The organism is Dyadobacter sp. AC419 (genome assembly GCF_979253085.1).
Genome location: NZ_CEEDCD010000004.1, coordinates 94,018 through 113,513 on the forward strand (window position 1 = coordinate 94,018; position 19,496 = coordinate 113,513).

The 19,496-nt window shown below is 46.5% G+C and carries 12 protein-coding genes; 7 read left to right on the forward strand and 5 right to left on the reverse strand.

Features of this window, described 5'->3' with window-relative positions; genetic code table 11:
• The first annotated feature begins 27 nt into the window (after positions 1–27).
• The 5 genes from AC0IYG_RS02300 (at position 28) to AC0IYG_RS02320 (ending at position 7,407) form a co-directional block, all read left to right on the forward strand.
• Positions 28–2,187, forward strand: a complete 2,160-nt coding sequence (locus AC0IYG_RS02300; protein ID WP_471709408.1) for an FN3 associated domain-containing protein — start codon at positions 28–30, stop codon at positions 2,185–2,187.
• 15 nt (positions 2,188–2,202) lie between these two features.
• Entirely contained in the window at positions 2,203–5,370 is a 3,168-nt protein-coding gene (locus tag AC0IYG_RS02305; RefSeq protein WP_471709409.1) for a GH92 family glycosyl hydrolase, read from the forward strand.
• A 146-nt stretch (positions 5,371–5,516) separates the two neighbouring features.
• Positions 5,517–5,909, forward strand: a complete 393-nt coding sequence (locus tag AC0IYG_RS02310; RefSeq protein WP_471709410.1) for a DoxX family protein — start codon at positions 5,517–5,519, stop codon at positions 5,907–5,909.
• Between the two features lie 121 nt (positions 5,910–6,030).
• On the forward strand, positions 6,031–6,900 hold the full coding sequence (locus tag AC0IYG_RS02315; protein WP_471709411.1) for a lysophospholipid acyltransferase family protein: 870 nt from the start codon (positions 6,031–6,033) through the stop codon (positions 6,898–6,900).
• A gap of 93 nt (positions 6,901–6,993) precedes the next feature.
• A complete protein-coding gene (locus AC0IYG_RS02320; protein ID WP_471709412.1) occupies positions 6,994–7,407 on the forward strand; it encodes a hypothetical protein in 414 nt (137 codons plus the stop codon).
• Positions 7,408–7,496: 89 nt separating this feature from the next.
• On the opposite strand, the gene AC0IYG_RS02325 is transcribed toward AC0IYG_RS02320, so the two are convergent.
• Together AC0IYG_RS02325 and AC0IYG_RS02330 are read right to left on the reverse strand one after the other, a co-directional pair.
• Positions 7,497–7,949 carry a carboxymuconolactone decarboxylase family protein gene (locus AC0IYG_RS02325; RefSeq protein WP_471709413.1) on the reverse strand — a complete coding sequence of 151 codons (453 nt, stop codon included), beginning with the start codon at positions 7,947–7,949 and terminating at the stop codon, positions 7,497–7,499.
• 95 nt (positions 7,950–8,044) lie between these two features.
• Positions 8,045–8,629 (reverse strand): Crp/Fnr family transcriptional regulator, encoded by a 585-nt coding sequence (locus AC0IYG_RS02330; RefSeq protein ID WP_471709414.1) that lies wholly within the window; start codon positions 8,627–8,629, stop codon positions 8,045–8,047.
• A gap of 204 nt (positions 8,630–8,833) precedes the next feature.
• On the opposite strand from AC0IYG_RS02330, the gene AC0IYG_RS02335 reads away from it, so the two are divergent.
• Positions 8,834–10,078, forward strand: coding sequence for a hypothetical protein (locus tag AC0IYG_RS02335; protein WP_471709415.1), 1,245 nt, complete (start codon positions 8,834–8,836; stop codon positions 10,076–10,078).
• Between the two features lie 67 nt (positions 10,079–10,145).
• Here the strand turns inward: AC0IYG_RS02335 and AC0IYG_RS02340 are convergent, their stop codons facing one another.
• Together AC0IYG_RS02340 and AC0IYG_RS02345 are read right to left on the reverse strand one after the other, a co-directional pair.
• A complete protein-coding gene (locus tag AC0IYG_RS02340) occupies positions 10,146–12,974 on the reverse strand; it encodes a PAS domain-containing sensor histidine kinase (protein ID WP_471709416.1) in 2,829 nt (942 codons plus the stop codon).
• A 125-nt stretch (positions 12,975–13,099) separates the two neighbouring features.
• On the reverse strand, positions 13,100–16,258 hold the full coding sequence (locus AC0IYG_RS02345; RefSeq protein WP_471709417.1) for a TonB-dependent receptor: 3,159 nt from the start codon (positions 16,256–16,258) through the stop codon (positions 13,100–13,102).
• A gap of 430 nt (positions 16,259–16,688) precedes the next feature.
• Between AC0IYG_RS02345 and AC0IYG_RS02350 the strand changes: the two genes are divergently transcribed.
• Positions 16,689–18,983: an ABC transporter permease gene (locus AC0IYG_RS02350; protein WP_471709418.1), complete on the forward strand. Its 2,295-nt coding sequence runs from the start codon at positions 16,689–16,691 to the stop codon at positions 18,981–18,983.
• Here AC0IYG_RS02350 and AC0IYG_RS02355 read toward each other — a convergent pair.
• A complete protein-coding gene (locus AC0IYG_RS02355) occupies positions 18,980–19,351 on the reverse strand; it encodes a VOC family protein (protein ID WP_471709419.1) in 372 nt (123 codons plus the stop codon). The two genes, AC0IYG_RS02350 and AC0IYG_RS02355, sit on opposite strands and share 4 nt — an antisense overlap.
• Between the last annotated feature and the right edge of the window lie 145 nt (positions 19,352–19,496).

Sequence of the window (19,496 nt, forward strand, 5' to 3'; positions counted from 1 at the left end):
AAAAACAGAATACTAAACCTAAAAACAGTGCGCAGTTATTTTTCAGATTGGAAGGGGCTGGCTTATAATTTGGCCTTCTTCCTGAATGGGTTACTCGTTTTTTTGCTGCTTTTTGAAAACCGCTTTCAAGTCCCGGTCTGGATGCAGGCGGTGGGCAGGATGCATCCATTGGTGCTGCACTTTCCGCTGGTTGTGCTGATCCTTTACAGCTTGTGGGTGGTTGTTGTTGAAAAACCTGAATCCACGCGCTGGAATAGTGAAATTGCTGAAAGTCTGCTGATTATCGGTGCGGTTACGGCTGCGCTGGCTGCGTTTTCCGGTTTTGTTTTGTCAAAGGAAGATGGTTATGAGTCAGACACATTGCTCTGGCATAAATGGCTGGGCATGGCGATTTCGCTGCTCAGCGTTGCGTGGTATGGGTTCAGAAAATATCTGTTTCCCTGGAAACTGGCCTCAAAGCTCGTCGCCGTTTCGTTTCTGCTGATCCTTTTTGTAGGCGGACATTTGGGTGGAAACTTGACCCATGGCGAAGATTTCCTGATCTCGCCACTCGGACCTTCGGAAATTGAAACGCCGCGAGTCGCATTGGAAGAGGCGGAAGTGTATGAACATTTAGTGAAGCCCGTTCTCGAACAAAAGTGCGTTTCGTGCCATAACGAGGAAAAATCCAAGGGTAACCTGCAAATGCAGACGCAGGCATTGCTGGTTAAAGGCGGTAAAAATGGTGTTTTGTGGGATACAACGAAAGCCGATCTTGGAATGCTGATCAGCAGGGTGCATTTGCCACTGGACGACAAGAAACACATGCCGCCGCGTGGAAAAGTCCAGCTGACCGAAGAAGAAATCGTGCTCCTTGCAGCTTGGGTGAAGGCCGGCTCGCGTTTTGATCAAAAGGTAAGCTCATTGTCCAGCCAGGATCCCGTATATGCTTATGCTCAAAATATCCTCGGCGGCGACCGCACCGAAGAACAATACGATTTCAGTGCAGCCAATGCCGACGAGGTTCAAAAACTCAATTCCACTTATCGTTTGATCAAACCATTATCAGCCGAGTCACCCGCATTATTTGTCAACTTTTACAACAGCGCCAACTTCAAACCGGACGAAATTGAGGGATTAATGTCCTTGAAAGACCAGATTGTTTCCATGGATTTGAGCAAAATGCCCGTTAAGGATACCGACCTGAAAACGCTCGCCAAGTTTCCCGAACTCCGCAAGCTGATCCTGAATTTCACCGACATTACGGGCGCATCATTGAGCGAGCTGAAAAAATTGGAAAAGCTCAAAGAATTGTCATTAAGCGGAACGGGCGTCAAAATGGCGCATATCAAGTCCCTTGAAGAATTTCCTTCCTTGAAAAGGGTTTACATATGGAGCACCGGATTGAGCATTGAGGAGTTATCCGCATTGAAAAAAGGCCGGAAAATTGCATTTGAAACGGGTTTCCGGAGCGATACAGTCGTTCTTCCGCTGACCCCTCCGGTGATTGAAAATGAAAGCCAGATTCTCGCTTCGAATGCATTGATCTCGATGAAACACCAGATCCCGCAGACGATCATCCGCTACACGCTCGACGGCTCCGAGCCTGACAGCGCGCAGTCGCCCGTGTACAGCAAACCGTTTGCGCTGGATAAGAATGCGACGATCAAAGCACGCGCATTCCGGAATGGCTGGTATGGCAGCAAAAAGATTGAAAAACGGTTTTTCATGGCCGGCCTTCACGTCGACAGTGTGAGGCTGCTAAAACCTGCCGACCGGAAATATGCAGGGAAAGCCGGCACAACGCTCATCGACGGAATAAAAAGCGAAAATGAGCAGAATAGCGGCAAATGGCTGGGTTACAATGAAGATTTTCAGGGTTATCTGTATTTCAAAAAGCCCATTGAGGCGAGCCGCGTGACGTTAAGTATGCTACGGAATCTGGGCGGCTCCATTTTCCCGCCAACGCGCATTGAAGTGTGGGGCGGCATGGACGAGAAATCAATGAAACTGTTGAAAGTGCTTACGCCGGAAGTTCCGCAAAAGGATATTCCGGGCGTGGAAGGCATTGTGTATGAGGTGCCATTTGAAAAACAACAGCTTCGCTGCATCCGACTCGTTGCCAAAGCATTACCCAAATTACCCGCCTGGCATTCCAACAAAGGCAACAAAGCCTGGGTGTTTGTGGATGAGGTTTTTGTAAATTAAATCAACCCGCGAAAAATGTTTCAACCGGCTAGCATTCGCAACCTTGCGAGGACATTATCTGTTTTTCTCCTGCTTATTTTCGCTTTCCTGCGGGCTGATGCGCAACAAAAAACGATCTGGAAAATCGGCGAGGCCGATAATGCTCCGACGGGCATGGCTCTCGCGCCGGATGAGTTCAAGCGTTTTTTGGAAAAGGATTTTGGTTATGAGGATAACTTTTTCCTGATCGGTAAATCCGAAAGTCAGCAGCATTGGCCTTATGTGCTTCCCGGGCCGGTCAATGGCTGGGGCGGAACGGGCGGAACTTCGGGGATCCGGTCCCATTTTCTCACGGTTTTATTTGATATAAAAAACAAGGCGAATGCTGGTAAATGGCAGCTCGTGGTCGATTTGCTGGAAACAGATTCGTTGACTGCACCATTGTTCAAAGTGGTTATTAATGGTAAATCGTGGGAGTTTAAGCTCGAAAAAGGATCCAGTTTCAAAGATCCCGGCAAGTTTTCTGCAAAGCCCAAAGAGCAGCTTGTGAAAATTGATATTCCTGCCGATCTGATCAAAACAGGGGTGAATGAAATTGTAATGACCACATTGCAAGGCGGCTGGCTGGCATTTGACCAGGTGAAACTGGAAGGTCCGGCGCAGGTTACGCTCGGCGTTCCGGGAAAAGTTTTGCTCCGCAATGTTGCTGCCGCAGATTATGAATTGAATGTCGATGGCAAGCTCGTACAGCCGCTTCTGGTGGACGTAACGCAGCTGCAAGGTGAGCCGCTTTTGGAAGTGAAGCTCGATGGAAAGCTGATCTTCACAGAAAAACTTGAACAAGGTCGCTACCTATTTGAAGCACCGATGCCGGCAGCAACGCAAATGACAACGGGTAAATTTGAAGTTTTTGCGGACAAGCAACTGATCGCATCCGGCGAGGCAAGGCGGGCAAAAAAGAAGCTCAGAACGCCTGCGGGTTACGTGAATACAATGCTCGGCGCGGGACATTCGAGATGGATGATTGCGCCGGGGCCGTGGATGCCGTTTAGCATGGTGAAGTTGAGCCCTGACAACCAGAATGGTGGCTGGCAGGCGGGTTATGATCCGACTTTTGAGTCGATCGGCACATTTAGTCACATTCACGAATGGACGATGACTGGCCTGGGTATTTTCCCGACTGCCGGACCATTGGAAATCAAAATGGGCGACGAAAGCAAGCCGGACGAAGGTTACCGTTCCCGATTTGATAAAAGCACAGAAGAAGCGCCGCTCGGATATTATAAAGTCGATTTGACGGACAACAACATCACCGCCGAACTGACTGCGACAACGCGCGCATCTTTCCAAAAATACACTTACAAAAACAGTGAAGCCGGCCGCGTAATGGTCGATTTGCAAATTCCGACGGAGTATGGTTTTAAGATCAAGAATGTAAAAATTGATAAGGTTGGCCCGCAGCGCATTGAAGGTTTCAGTGACCAGCTTTCCAGCGATGTATGGTCGGGGGGGATCGATCAGCAGTATAAAGTGCACTTTGTGATTGAATTTGACCAACCCATTAAAAATTACGGTGTCTGGCTGAATGATGAGATAAAACAGCAAAGCAATTTATCAGCTGACAGCGCCAGGAATGCAGGCATTTATCTTGAATTTGATACAAAAACAAACAAAAACGTCCAGGTAAGGTCAGGGATTTCTTACGTGAGCATTGAGAATGCTGCGTCGAATTTGAAAACGGAGATTTCTGATCCGTTCGGCTGGAATTTTGATCAGGTGCAGGAGAATCAGGAAAAAGTCTGGAACGATTTGCTCGGCCGGGTTGCAATTTCGAGCAATGATAAACGCGAGAAAGAGCGGTTTTACACGAATATGTATCGTTCGCTCAGCAGAAATGCGTTCAGCGATGTGGACGGAAGCTGGCGGGATGCCGATGAGGTGGTTAATAAGTTTCAGGACAAAGATGATGTTGCATTGGGCTGTGACGCGTTTTGGAACACATTCTGGAACCTCAACCAGTTCTGGAATCTGGTTACGCCGGAATGGTCGAACCGGTGGGTGAAATCGCAGCTGGCCATGTATGACCGCGGCGGCTGGCTGGCGAAAGGCCCGGCGGGAATGGAGTATATTCCGGTTATGGTGGCCGAACATGAAGTTCCGCTGATCGTAGGCGCGTATCAGATGGGTATTCGCGCATATGATGTAAACAAAGCGTATGAGGCCGTTCACAAAATGCAAACTACTGCTGCGCAGGCGATTGGCGGTGGTCGGGCTGGGAATGAAGATCTGGTAACCTATCTCAAACACCGTTACGTGCCTTACGATGAGGGACGGTTTTCGAATACATTAGAGTACAGCTTTGACGATTACACCGTTTCCCAGTTTGCAAAAGCATTGGGCAAAAAAGAGGATTATAAGCAATTCAGCGAACGGGGAACCTGGTGGAAAAATGTGATTGATCCCAAAACTGGTTTTGCCCGGATGAAAGATGCAAAAGGCAACTGGCTAGCTGATTTTGATCCGTTTAAGTCGGGTGCGAACCATCATTATGTTGAGGGAAATGCGTGGCAGCTCACGTTTTTCGTCCCGCAGGATGTGCCCGGATTGGCAAAGACAATTGGTGAAAATGAATTTGTGAAAAGGCTCGACTGGGGATTTAACGAAAGTGTCAAATGGCGTTATAACGGCCCGAATGATCAATATTGGGATTACCCGGTGGTTCAGGGAAATCAGCAATCGATGCACTTCGCGTTTTTGTTTAACTGGGTTAAAAAACCTTGGCTGACACAAAAATGGAGCCGCTCGGTCGTGGACAGATATTACGGACATGAAGTTTCGAATGCCTATCTCGGCGATGAAGATCAGGGGCAAATGAGTGCCTGGTTCGTCATGAGCACGCTAGGACTTTTCCAAACCGACGGCGGCACCCGCGTCGACCCGATCTATGAAATCGGCAGTCCTTTATTCAAAAAGTCGGTCATTAACCTCGGTGAGCAATTTGGCAGAGGCAAAACTTTCACCATCGAAGCCAAAAACACCTCCCGCAAAAACGTCTACATTCAAAGCGCAACACTAAACGGAAAACCATTAAAAAACTTCTGGTTCAAAGCCTCCGACCTCCTGAAAGGCGGCTCGCTGGTGCTCGAAATGGGTCCGCAGCCAAATGTGAACTGGGGAGTAGGGGACCTGCCCGTAAGTGAGTGATTTCAGAACTTAGCAATGCAGATTAATGTAATGTTACATGTGCGACCGTTGCAATCGGGGCACCACTTGTTGCCCAGTGTCAGGCGGGGATAGGCAGCTGAAAACAACGGAACAATATTTGTAACCTTCTTTCAAAAACAATCATCATGAAAGAGGAAGATGTTAAGACTGTTGCCCGCGTTTTGTTGGGGGCGGCTTTGATTTATGCTGGCGTTAGTCATTTGACTTTTGCGAGAAAAGAATTTCAGGCCCAGGTTCCGGATTTTGTGCCGCTCAAAAAGGATGATACGGTGATCTATTCGGGCTTTGCGGAAATTGCAATGGGAACAGCATTGGTCGTTGCACCGAAAAAATACCGGGAGAAAGTCGGTCAGGCTGCTGCGGCGTTTTTTACGGCTGTGTTTCCCGGAAACATTGCGCAATACGTGAACAAACGGGATGCATTCGGGCTTGATACGGATAAAAAACGTTTCGTAAGGTTGTTTTTTCAGCCAGCACTTATCGCCTGGGCGTTGAGCAGTACGAAGGATAAGCGTTGAAATGTTGCGATCCGGAAGATGTGACTTCCGGTTTCTTTATTTACTGATATGTCGGAAAAAGGGAACTCAATGTAGTTGGTTTGATGTCTAGTTATATCAATACTTTACAACTTCGATTACAATGAATACCAAGTCCGGAGCGTCCGCAGCCATTTCGTTGAACAAGTTTGTGCTGTTCATGGCGGCAGCGCTTTCTTCCCTAATTTACCTTTTCACGTTCCATGTTTTGAAATATCGCTATCGCGTAATCAGAAAAAACCTGGCGACATCTTTTGGTCTGGAAGGGGAGAAAAACATCAGAAGCATCATGGCAAAATATTATCAGCATCTTGGCGATCTGGTGATTGAGCCTTTTTTATATTATTTAGTAAGCCCTTCCAGACGTAAAAAACTGGCGACTTACACCAATCCTGAACTGCTTGAACAATTTTATAAGCAGAAAAAGCATGTCGTATTGCTTGCTTCGCATTACGGCAACTGGGAATATCTGATCAATTTGCCAAAAGTGGTTGATTTCGATGTTTACACAGCTTATACGCCCATTTCTAATCATCGTATCAATGCTTGGATCCTGAAAATGCGGTCTTCACTTGGGGTAAGGCTCATTCCAAAGCAATATTTCTACCGCGGTGCATTGTCGACGCTTAAACAACACGAAAATCCATCATTGGTGGTTGTGATCGCAGATCAGCGTCCTGCTATGGAGGCAAAACATTTTGTAGATTTCCTCGGTCAGAAAACGCGCGTTCAGATTGGTGCGGAACGTCTTGCGATGGCCGCTGACGCAGCAGTGGTGTATCTGGAATGTGTGAAGAAATCGCGCTTTCACTATGAATACACCTTTCATCTGATCTCTGAAAAACCTTCTGAAATTTCCCCGATGGAGATCACCGACGCTTATTACGATAAGCTCGAAACTAACATTTCCAAAGCTCCTGCACATTGGCTATGGTCACACGATCGCTGGAAAGGTTTGTCTGTAACCCGCTGAATAACAATCTGAACCGCAAAATAATTTTCGGGGATCGAATGGCAGACATTGGGCTTTACTTACGGCTGTTATTTACTCTTAACACATCCGTTTATGAAAACCAATTTCTCCCGCGTATTTGCTCTTTTGGCCCTGATGCTTTTTGCGGCATCCTGCACCGACCACGAAGTGCCTGAACCACAGCTTGTTCCTGCCAAAATCAAAACATTACCGCTTAAACATGGCACGCCGATTGCCACTTTTTACGTCCAGTTTGAAGATCTTGGCAACATTCCAATTACGGAATACGGTGTTGTAATGAGCACTGGCGTTGCTGGTTACCTGGTTCCGCTTCCGACACTTGCTGATGAAGTCTTAATCTTCACAGAAGCAGCAGATAATTTGGACAAGAAGACACAGACGCTAAACAAGACATTTGCAGACGCAAATTACCGCGCTTATGCCAAGCTAAGCGACGGAACCGTGGTTTACGGAGAACTGCTTAAATTCCGTTTTGAGCCTGGTTGATCAGCCGTTGAAACTGAATTATCGTCAAGAAGCCGTTGAATCTAAGTGATTCAACGGCTTTTATTTTTAGACAAAACAGCTTTCACGAATCAACCGAACATGCCCACTTTGTAAGATCCAGGCACTTTCGGAAAAGCATGATTAATGCGGTTCCAGGTGTTAATGGTCGTGATGGCCATGGTGAGGTCGATCAGTTCGATTTCTGAAAACTGGCCTTTGGCTAATTCATAAACTTCGTCAGGCACTTTTGAAATTGTAATCGCTTCGGCCCAGGCGAATGCAGCGCGCTCACGCTCACTATAATAAGGCGATTCGTGCCAGGCGCTCAGCCCATATAGCCGCTGTTCGGTTTCACCTTTTGCCCGCGCATCTTTATAATGCATATCCAGACAATATGCGCACTGATTGATCTGCGAAACCCTGAAATTGATCAGTTCGATCAGCTCCATTTCTATAGAAGAATTTTTCAGGTAATTGCCTATGTCAGCCAGTGGTTTTAATGCTGCTTGTCCTTTTGCGAATACATTAAGTCTCTTTTCCATGATTGCTATAATGTTTGAGTTTGTTCATCCATGCCAGGCAGTTGTTGCGCTGTCATTTGATGTTACAAATCTCGCCGGTTGTCATCACAGAAAACTTAAACTGGTTTAAGAAGCGCTTTCCGGCGCAATTCGCTCAAATATTCGGGTGTGATGCCCAGGAAAGAAGCCAGCAAATACTGCGGAATGCGCTGACAGAACTGCGGATAGCTTGAAATAAAATTGGTGTAAAGCTCCTCACGGCTTAATTCATATAGAAAACGGACCCGCTTCTGCGCAGCTGCATTTGCTCTTTGATGCATCAGCCGGAAATATTTTTCAAGCTGCGGCACATCGGTCAGTAACTTTTCCAAAGTCTGATGATCAATGCTTAAAATCTCACTTTGCTCCACGGCGTCAATTGAAAATTCAGCAACGCCATGTGTTGCAAAAGCATTATAATCACTCAGCCACCAGTTTTCCAGGGCAAACTGGATCGTTTGCTGCGTGCCGTTTTGTTTAAGAAAATATAATCTTAAACAGCCCTTCACCACAAAATGAATGTGCCGGCATGGCGCTCCTTCTTCGAGTAACACGGCCTTTTTGCGAAATTTTTGCAGTTTGAAACGGCTGAAAACATCTTCCGAAATCTCCTGATCCAGGTTTACAAACTTGTTTATGTGATCAATAAGCGGGTTTGTCATCTTGCTTTGAAAATGGATAAAAAATAATCACCCAATGCCTTGGATATTATCTGGACAATTGATTTACTTTGTATCGCAAAGTACTTTTTAGTATTTCTGTCAGTAAGCTTTTTAGTCCTCACAAATTAGCAAAATCTTATTCAGTTACATTGTAAAAAGCAGGTTACCAGGTCCATGAATGAACAGCAAAATCCAATTAACATCATGAAAGAGCAGATCTTATCCAATCTCGACAATCCCGGACAGCTGGAAAGGTTGTACCGCACCGACAGGCCCAATTTCAAACGGGCATTCACGACATTGTCTCCCGAGTATCGCGACAATGCAATGTTCCGCTTCTGGAATGAGCGGTTGAATTTCGGCAACGACGAAGTTTCATTCGGAAGCTCAAAGGACTTGGTTTTCGTGATCATTGCCTCGATCATCGCCGGCCTGATCGCGAAAATCCCGTCCATTTTTTCTATTAATGTGGAGTTTTTCTATCCGCGAAACATTGGCTTTATCGTATTCCCGATGCTGTCGCTCTATTTTGCCAGGAAAAACAATCTTTCCACTGGTAAAATAGCGGTTATTGCGCTAATGATCATTGCGGGAATGCTCTTTATCAATTTCTTCCCGGATTTGAAAAAGAGCGACACATTGGTCCTTTCCTGCATTTATTTGGGTCTGTTTTTGTGGGCGGTTTTAGGGTTTGCATTTGTTGGAGACAATAGCAGAGACATTGATAAAAGACTGGGTTACCTGCGCTACAATGGCGATCTGATCGTTATGAGCACGCTAATTTTAATTTCCGGGGCTATTTTGACCGGCATCACAATTGGCCTTTTTGAGCTGATCGGTTTTCAGATTGAAAAGTTTTATTTTGAATATTTCGGCATTTTCGGTCTTGCTGCCGCACCCATTGTCGCCACTTATCTTACGCAGACCAATCCGCAGCTGGTAGGAAAAGTTTCGCCGGTCATCGCGCGTATTTTCAGTCCGCTGGTGCTGGTGATGCTGGTTATTTATCTCATCGCCATCGTTTACTCAGGAAAAGATCCCTATAATGACCGTGAGTTCCTGCTGATTTTCAATGTGTTACTGTTGGGTGTGATGGCGATTATCTTCTTTTCGGTGGCCGAAACTTCAAAAGTCGTGAAGAGCCGGGCGGAGGTTTGGGTGCTTTTAATGTTGTCTGCTATCACCATTATTGTCAATGGAATCGCGCTTTCGGCTATTTTGTTCCGCATTTCTGAATGGGGGCTTACGCCAAATCGTGCAGCAGTTTTGGGCAGTAATGCATTGATATTGATCAACCTTTTGCTGGTCGCCTGGCAATTGTTCCGGGTTGTTTCCAAGAAAGGTGAAATCAGTGGAGTAGGGAGGATGATTGCGATTTATCTGCCTATTTATATGATCTGGACAGTCATTGTCACATTTATTTTTCCGCTGATTTTTGATTTTAAATAAAACATTTGGCTAAAAAAAAGGACGGGAAGCAGTTCCCGTCCTGATACCATTTGAATAAAGCCATTTGCTAACCAACCGGCAGGTAAATGCTGAAAGTCGTTCCCGAGCCAGGCTCGCTGATGACTGAAATTCCGCCGCCGTGGTTGGCCGCCACACGTTCGCAGATCGCCAGTCCAATTCCTGTTCCCGAATACTCGCTCCGGCCATGCAGCCGCTGAAATAATTGGAAGATTCTGGTCGCGTATTGCTGGTCAAATCCGATGCCATTGTCTGTCACATCAATTTTGTGATACAAATAGGCCGCCCTTGTCACATTCAATGTGTCCGGAAGATCGGTGCTCGAAATGACTTCGCTTTTAATGTCAATGATCGGCTGCACATCTGGTTTCCTGAATTTCAGTGCATTGCTTACCAGGTTCATAAAAAGCTGACTAAGCTGGGTTTTATCACCCAATAAATCCGGCATATTCCCCACAGAGATCACAGCGGAAGTCTCATTTATGGAAAGTTCGAGATCATTCAGAATTTCATTCACCACCGTGTTCAGTGAAACAGTTTTAAGGGTTTCCTGAGGCGATGTGATGTGTGAAAAAGACAGCAAGTCATTGATCAGCTCCGACATGCGTTTCGCTGCCGTTTGCATCCGGTGCAGATAATTAATGCCTTCACCCAAAATAGGGCTGTAACGCGTGGCGAGCAGATTTGAAAAAGTCTGGATCTTGCGAAGCGGTTCCTGCAAATCGTGCGACGCAACATAGGCAAACTGCTGCAAATTAATGTTCGATTGCTGCAAACGGTTGTTTGAGTCAGACAGCTCCTCGTTCGTAGCCAGATATTCCTCGTTAATCGCCGCCAGCTCCTCGTTCATGGATTCCAGTTGCTCCGTGCGCTGCTGCACCTGCAATTCCAGGCCAAGTTTAACCTGCCGCTGCTCGGTAACATCCTGCACCGTGCCGATCATTGTAACGGGATCTCCATTCAAATTGAAAAGGACCTTCCCCTGCGCATGCAGGATGCGGGCAGAACCCGTTTTTTTCTGATCCATCGTGTATTCCATATCATACAGTCCGTCAGAACCGCGTGTAATGGCACGGGTTACCGCCTCGGAAACGGCAGGCAAATCGTGTTCGCTTATGGCTTCGTAAACCTTGTCCAATGTTACTTTTACGTCTTTGCTTAACGCAAACCAGTCCAGAATCCGCTCTGAGCAGTCCAGAAGCCCACTTTCAATGTCAAATGAATAAGTGCCTAATTGTGCGAGCTCAATTGCTCCACGCAGGAATGCTTCGGTTTCCTCTATTTTTTTCCGGTTAAGCACCTGTTCCGTCAGATCCGTCGCCACCACCAAAACGCCTATAACATTGCCGTCCAGGTCGCGCTGCGGCTGATAGGCCATATTTACATAAATTTTCCGCAGCACACCGTCTGACCTAACTTCGACAGCCTGCTCTTTTGAAACGTAGGGAATCCCGGTCTCGATCACATTTTCCAGCAGTTGGTCAAAGCCCTGCCCTTTTATTTCAGGAAGCGCTTCCAGCATCGGCTTACCGACCAGATCTTCGGGTTTTCGGGAAGCGAGGTTAGCATAAAAAGGATTTGCCATTACAAAGGTCAGGTTCTCTTTGCGGATCATCGCAATGCCGATTGGCGACTGCTCAAACAGGGAGAGGAGCTGCATCTGACTTAGTTCAACCTGCTTTTCAACACTTACGCGGTCGGTAACGTCAATGGCAATGTCCAGAATGGCATATACTTTTCCCTCGTTGTCGTAAACCGGGGAATAAGTGATATCGTAATAATTTTGGGTCATTACGCCCTGCTGGAAAATATTGACCTGCGTGCCAAAGCTTTTGTAAGTAACGCCGGTTGTGTAAACATCATCCAGGATTTTCAAAAATGGCTGACTTTCCAGCTCGGGCATCACCTCCCGGAGCGGAACGCCTATAATGTCATTGCCTTTTCCTACAATATCGATAAATGCCTGATTAGGCAGTTCTACACGCAAGTCGCGCCCCACAAAAAGGCCAATGGCAGCAGGGGCGGAAGCAACGACGGTCCGCAGCTTAGATTCGCTTTCTTCAAGCGCCCGTTGGGCCAGCACGCGGTCGGTAACATCTATGGAAACATTGATAATGCCGTAAATTTCACCGGCACTGTTCAATATGGGTTTGTAAGTAAAATCAAAATAATAAGTGCTGAGCTTTCCGTCAATAACCAAATCCACGGGCGCATTTTTGGCACTATATGGCACACCGGTGACCAATATTTCTTCCAGTAATGCAGAAAAAGGTTGCCCTTCAAGTTCAGGCAAGGCCTCGCGAAGCGGCTTTCCAATGACCGATTCGTCTTTGCCCCAGTATGTGATCATAGGCTTGTTTGCAAGCTCCACAACCATATCTTTTCCTACAAACAAGCAAACTGCAACCGGCGCCTGATCAATAAGCGCTTTGAATTTTGCTTCGCTGGCTTCAAGATTTTTAAGTGCCTGCTGCTGACTGGTAATTTCAGTAAATGTGCCAAGCAGGCGAATGCCGTCTGTTTGCAGGTCCGGGTGGGACTGACCTTTGCAGATCAACCAGCGGGACTGCCCAGAATTGTCTTGCGCTGTACGGAATTCTATCGAAAAATGTGCTGGTAACGTGCCTTTAATGACCCGGTTAATCTCTGAATCGAATGCATTTCTATCGTCGGGATGAATGAGCGCTACAAATTGTGCGAGGTCAATGATGCTTTCTCCGGTGAAGTTGAAAAGCTTCTTTGCCCGGTGACACCAGCGCATTTGTTGGTGCTGACTATCCAGTTCCCAGGTTCCTATTCCAGCTGATTCTAGGGCAAGTTCAAGACGCTGAATTTCTAGCGTGTTATCCGTATTAAATGGCTTAGATGGGTCTCCCATGCACTAATTTTTGAAGCAAGATAGCAAACCAATGATTTTTAGGCATCAATCTAAAACATTATGCCAAAAAAATCGGCTGCCTCTTTCGAAGCAGCCGATCGCTGAAAATTCATTTAATTAACAGATCAGAATGCGTAACGCAATCCCAGCTGGATCTGGTAAGGGCTTCCGTTCAAGGTTGATACGCCAGCTCCTTTGGTTACATTGTATACAAATTCTTCCTTGGTTTTGTCAAAGCTTTTGATCGAATAAAGGTTTTGCTTGCCCAGGTTATTACCCACGCCCCAGTCTTTATTCAACAAGTTGGCAACATTGAAAGCATCCACAGAAAGCTCAATGCCGTGTGTCTTGTGAATCGCAAAACGTTTTGTCAGACGCAGGTCCCACACACCATAAAAGTCGTTGATCCCGCCATTGCGCTCCGCCACTTTACCCATGTCCCTGCGCAGGTAATCCTTCATACTCTGCTCAGCTTCCGGGTTATCCAAAATCGCCTGGATGCCGGTTTTCAGATATTCCGGTGTTGCTGCATTGTTGACATCGTAAACATATGGCAAGTCATTAGACGACACGAAGTCACCATTCATGTTACCGCTAACTGCAAGCGTATAACGTGTTCCGCCGATGCCCGAATAGCGAACACCAAATGTTACACCCCAGAAACTCGGCGCAGTTCCATACAACACCACTTTCTGACGGAACTGGTTGTTGGCATAGTTCATTTTGCTCAAATCACGCGGATCGTCCACCACCATCTGATCCAAAGTCGCGGTGTTAGCCACGTTACCATTGTAAGATGTGTTATCCTTAGAGTCGTTCCAGGTGTAAGAAGCAGTGATCTGACCGTCTTTAAAATAGCGGTAAGTTCCGTCGATCACCAATGCATACTGGTTTTTCTTTCCTTCACTTACCAATTCCAGCACACGTCCGACTTGTTTTGTTTTACGTCCGTTGATCCAGTTTGTGGCACCATTTGTAGCATTAATAGAAGCAGAAGGCACATATACACCACGATTTGCCTCGGCAGCGATGCGGAAGAATGGATCTTCCACCATGTTGCGGTCAATGTACATGTAGTTGTTACGGGCCCAGGAAGCATATCCGCTGATCCCTACACGCAGGCGGTCACTGAAAAAGTGATTGTAAGAAAAATTCGTTTTGTACAAAACAGGAATCTTTGCGTCCGGACTGTTTGTGTTGATCGTCGTCAGCCTTTCAATTTTAGGGTTATTAAACAATTCTGCACCCGGTGCGCTTGAAGGATCATTTCTATAATTGATAAAATCCGGCGTAGGCACCAGGTCACCCTGAATATCCACAGAAGCCACTTTCGTGCCGTCGAAAAGCATGTTGTTAACCATCGAGTAAGGGTTCAAAGCCGAGCCGAAAACCCCTGCGCCGAAGCGGATCACATCTTTGCTTTGCTCATTTACATCCCAGGTAAATTGTACGCGGGGCTGCAATTGCAAGGTGTTAATCGTGTTGTTGGTGCGAATTCCCAATTCGTCAAAAACCACCTGACTGAAATTTGCCTTGCTCAAATAGCGCGTATTATCAAGTCTCAGACCCGCCATCATTTCAAGACCGATAGCCAGTTTTGTCTCCATTTGCGCATAAATGCCTGATGCCAAAGATTTTACTTTCTGGCTTTCTTCTTCTGCCACATAAATTTCGCGGGCATAACGATATGGTTTCAGGTTATCGAAATTGTTAATTCCGGTGAAGTAAAAACGACCATTCATTTCGCTTCCGTAACGTGAATGCATCACATTATACATCAGGTCGATCCCGAAAGTGAAGTTAATTTTTCCCGTGTTATAATAAAGATTATCAACCAATTGAAGCACATTTCCTTTAAACCATTCAGGTGAGAAGCGCTGTCCACCAATCTGGATCGAGTTAAAGTAAGTGCTTGTTCCTGATGCAGATTCCACATTTTCCACGATCGCACGCGGAATCCCAGCTGCGGGAAGGTCTGTGCTTGGCTGAACAGCCACATCTTCATAGAAATGCTGTCCCTTTAATTCATTGGTAATTTTAGGGCTCAAAATCGTCCGTAAAGAAGCCATAATGCTGTTATCAAACTTCTTCCTGTTGATATACGATTCGTAGAAGTTGATCCCGGAGTTGTCGCCTTCCGAAAGATTGTCATCTTCTCTCACCATATTGTCGCGGATCGTAAGCAAGTTTTTCGCATTGATCTGCCAGTCGATTTTGGCAAAAAAGGCATCGGTTCCTTTCTTTTTGTCAAAAGCCCCGAACTGCGGATTGTCTGAAACACCGTATTTCCTGCGGGCAATGTCAACAAAATTATCAAGCGTCTCTCTTGTCACCTTGTTCGCAGCTTCGTCTGCCGGAGATAGAATGTTGGCAATGTATAGCGGACGTGAATCGGCCTGATGATCCCACGCTACGAAAAAATGCAGCTTGTCTTTGATGATCGGGCCACCCAGTGAGAAGCCATACTGATAGGTGGAAAAATCCTGCGTTCTTTTGTTTCCTCTCAAATCAAAAGGACTTGAAAGCCAGTTCGTTCTCATGAAGTTAAATGCACTTCCGGAAAGCTGGTTGGTTCCTGATTTTGTAACGGTGCTGATGGTTCCGCCACCCGCGCGACCCATGGTCACATCGTATTCGTTGGTAACCACTTTAAATTCGCGGATCGCTTCCATGGAGATGGAATAGGCGCTTTGCGTGCTTCCGCCCGCCACAGTTCCGCGTGAAGTCATGCCGTCAACCGTATAGTTGGTTGAAGACGCCAGCTGACCACCAAGACTGCTTCCGTTGCTCAATGGAGAAAGGTCAATCAATGTCGTGAAGTTACGACCGTTTACAGGCAGCCGGGCAATGTCTTTCGCAGTAACCGGCGTAGAAGCGCCCAGCGTTGCGACCGTGTTTTTCAGTGAGTTAGCAACAACTTCAACAGCCTGCAATTCCGTCGCGCTCGTTTCGAGACTGAAATTCAAACGCAGCTGGTCGCCCTGATTCAGTGAGTAACCCGTCTTTTTTTGCTCGCCATAACCGATGTAGGAAACGGTGATCGAATAAGGTGATCCCAGTGGCAACTGCTTGATGATGTAGTCACCATTCGCATCCGTTACCGTACCCGCCTGAAAACCCGTTGATTCATTTTTAACAATTACAGTGGCGCCGATAATCGGCCCTTCTTTGAGTTCTGATACTTTTCCAATAACTGTTGCTTCATTGCTCTGCGCCATGGAAGCAGGCGCGACAAAAAGCAAGAACGCCCACATAAGCAGGCAGCCGGTAATTAATCTCATCATTTGTTGTTCGTTTGGTGAATCATAATAGGTGGTGGGCCGCAAAAGTAGACATGTGATATTACCACTGCGTTAAGGGCAGATTAACCTTGGATTAACATGATGGATGGGGGAGTGTGGCGTCGTGGCGGTGTGCATTTTCGGATGGGAATTGTTCAATGCAATGTCCCGAATGCATTGCAAACGTCCGCTTATGAACAATTTATTTGCTGGATTCCTATGTAACCGATTTTAAATCAATTGCTTAGTTTTTGGGTATAGCTTTTGTAATTTCAACGACATCGCGCAACTCCTTGTGCAGCAAGCAAATCCTAACGCTTCGTTCCCATAAAATCATGATCGGCAGCTACATCAAAACCGCCCAAAGAAGTCATGTCCGAAACAAACTGTTTTCATTCATCAACATTTTCGGCCTTACAGCCGGGTTGGTGGCATGTCTGCTGTACTGATCTACATTAGCCATGAATTCAATTATGATGGCTTTAACCGCAATGCTGACCGGACTGTAAGAGTTGTGATGGATTACCAAATGGCTGACCGAAGTGAAAAAATTCCTACAACCGGTTCAAAGGTCGCGCCGCAGTTCACCCGGGTTTTCCCGGAAGTTGAAGCAAGCGTCCGGCTTTTAAACTTTCCTTTGAATGTGAAGGCCAATCAGCAGACTTATGGTGAAAAACGGGTTCTTTTTGCTGATTCAGCTTTTTTTGAGATTTTCTCTTTTAAACTTTTGACTGGCAATGCGGCAACAGCGTTGGCGGGACCCAATAAAGTTGTGCTTTCCGCTTCCACAGCACACAAATATTTTGGCAACACCGATCCGGTTGGAAAAACAGTACAACTCTCATTTCGTGGTCAGGTGGATTACACGGTAACAGGCGTTGTGGCTGACAGCCCTTCGGATTCTCAGATCAAGTATGACCTGATTCCATCGTTTGCATCGCTTCCTGCCGACAAAGAAGAACTGTGGTGGGAGGCAAATTACATCACTTATTTACTGTTAAATAACTCATCTTCAATTCCGACATTACAGGCCAAGATTCCGGGCTATATGAAAACGCAGGCCGCAGAAACCGAAGTTACAGGCAGCAATTATCTTACTTACCAGCTCGAACCGCTCAAAGATGTGCATTTACATTCGGAAGTCGAAGGTGGCCTTGAACCCAACGGAAATCTGCAATATCTTGTCATGTTCGCCTTTGCAGGGCTGCTGATTTTGGGTATTGCAGTCGTTAACTATGTTAATCTGGCCACTGCAAAATCCATTTCCAGAGCCAATGAAGTGGGTGTTCGCAAGATGATGGGGGCTGGACCCGTGCAGCTTTTCAGCCAGTTCATAGGCGAGTCGGTGATCCTTACCGCCATAGGATTGCTGCTTGCGATTTTGGTTGTAAATGAGCTCCTGCCATTCTTTAACCAGCTAACCGGACAAACATTCTCACTTACTTCCTGGTGGACGCCAAAGGCGCTCGCAATTCTGATTGGCGGTGGCTTTGTACTCGCTCTACTCGCTGGAAGTTATCCTGCATTGATACTAAGCCGGTTCAAGCCCAATATTGTGCTGCGTGCAGCTGGCAAAGCAGGCAGCGGCCGGTTGCGTAAGGCATTGATCGTGTCTCAGTTTGCGATAGCGATCTTTTTGATAATCAGCATGCTTGTAATAAGTGATCAGCTGAATTTTATGCAAAGCAAGCCGCTTGGTTATGATAAAGACCATGTAATAGTCCTGCCTTCGGACCAGGGTGTGGCCGGTAAGATAAAAGTGCTCAAAGCGGCATTTAAGCAAAATACATCCATCCGCAATGTAGCAATGGCGAATCAGTCCCCGGTTTTCGTGCAAGGTGGTTATTCTATGCGGAAACCCGTTTGGCCGGAAAATCAAAAGAAAATGGTTACTGCATTGCCCGTGGATGAGGATTTTATTCAAACCGTTGGGTTACAGATCGTGGAAGGCCGAGATTTGACAGCAGAAGATTACAGGCAGGCAACATTACCGGAGCGAAAAATGCAATATCAGCATTATGTATTGAATGAATCCGCAGCAAAGGAAATGGGCTGGACGCCGGCAAAGGCAGTTGGGCAGAAGCTTGTTATGGGCGGTTATTTGGGAGAAGTCGTTGCAGTAGTGAAGGATTTTCATTTTGCTTCCATGCGGCACAAGATAGATCCATTGATTATTTTTCCTGATCAGGCAAACGGCGTTGTGCTGGTCAACATTTCCGGACAAAATGTGCAGCAAACATTGCAGGCGATGCAGCAACAGTGGCAGGCGATTTTACCAGATTCGCCATTTTCCTACCAGTTTATGGATGATGAATTTGAGAAGCTTTACGCTCAGGAAGCTCGTACGGGACAACTGTTTAAGTTATTCGCAGGACTCTCCATCGCGCTGGCGTGCCTGGGATTATTCGGCTTATCCGTGTACACAACTTCCCAGCGCACCAAAGAAATCGGGATCAGAAAGGTGCTTGGCGCGTCGGTGGGCAGCATTGTAACGCTTCTTTCGCAAGACTTTTTAAAATTAATTGTTTTGTCGATCCTGATCGGATCACCCGTTGCCTGGTACGCCATGAATCTTTGGCTGGAAGATTTTGCGTATCGGGTTGATGTTGCGTGGTGGACTTTTGCCCTGGCAGGATTACTTGCGAGCGGCGTTATTATGTTAACTGTCTGCCTGCAAAGCCTGAGCGCAGCTGCAATGAACCCGGTTAAAAGCCTGAAAAACGGTTAATCCTTCTTAAAAAACTCGCCGAAGTGCCAGAGTACGCCGGCGGGGTCGTGGAGGAAACATTCTTGGCCCCAGTCTTCGATGCGGATGGGCGTGAGCTTTACGCCTTCGTAACGGTCGGGCAGGTTTAGATTTACAAGTTCGTTCCAATAACGCTTTACGTCATCAACTTCGAGGAAGAGCATGGTGTTCTCGATCCATTCTTTGGCATAATAATCTTGCAGATAAAAGCCTAAGTCATTGATCCTGAAAAGCGAAAAGTTGTGACCCAACACCACTTCCTGGAAGCCAAGATCTCTGTAAAAGCTTCTCGACTCTTCAAAATTTTTGGCGCCGATAAACGGCCGTATCGACTTTGCGCGATGTTCCATGGTTCTGCGGATTGGTTAAAACAAAAATAGAAAACTACATTGCACTTCGCAATTTCAGGGCTCACTCATCCAAAAGTATAGCGGTATCCTTTTTGGATAGTAGGGGGTTTCTTGCTGCTGAACGAGCCTAATTTTGTGTTTATTA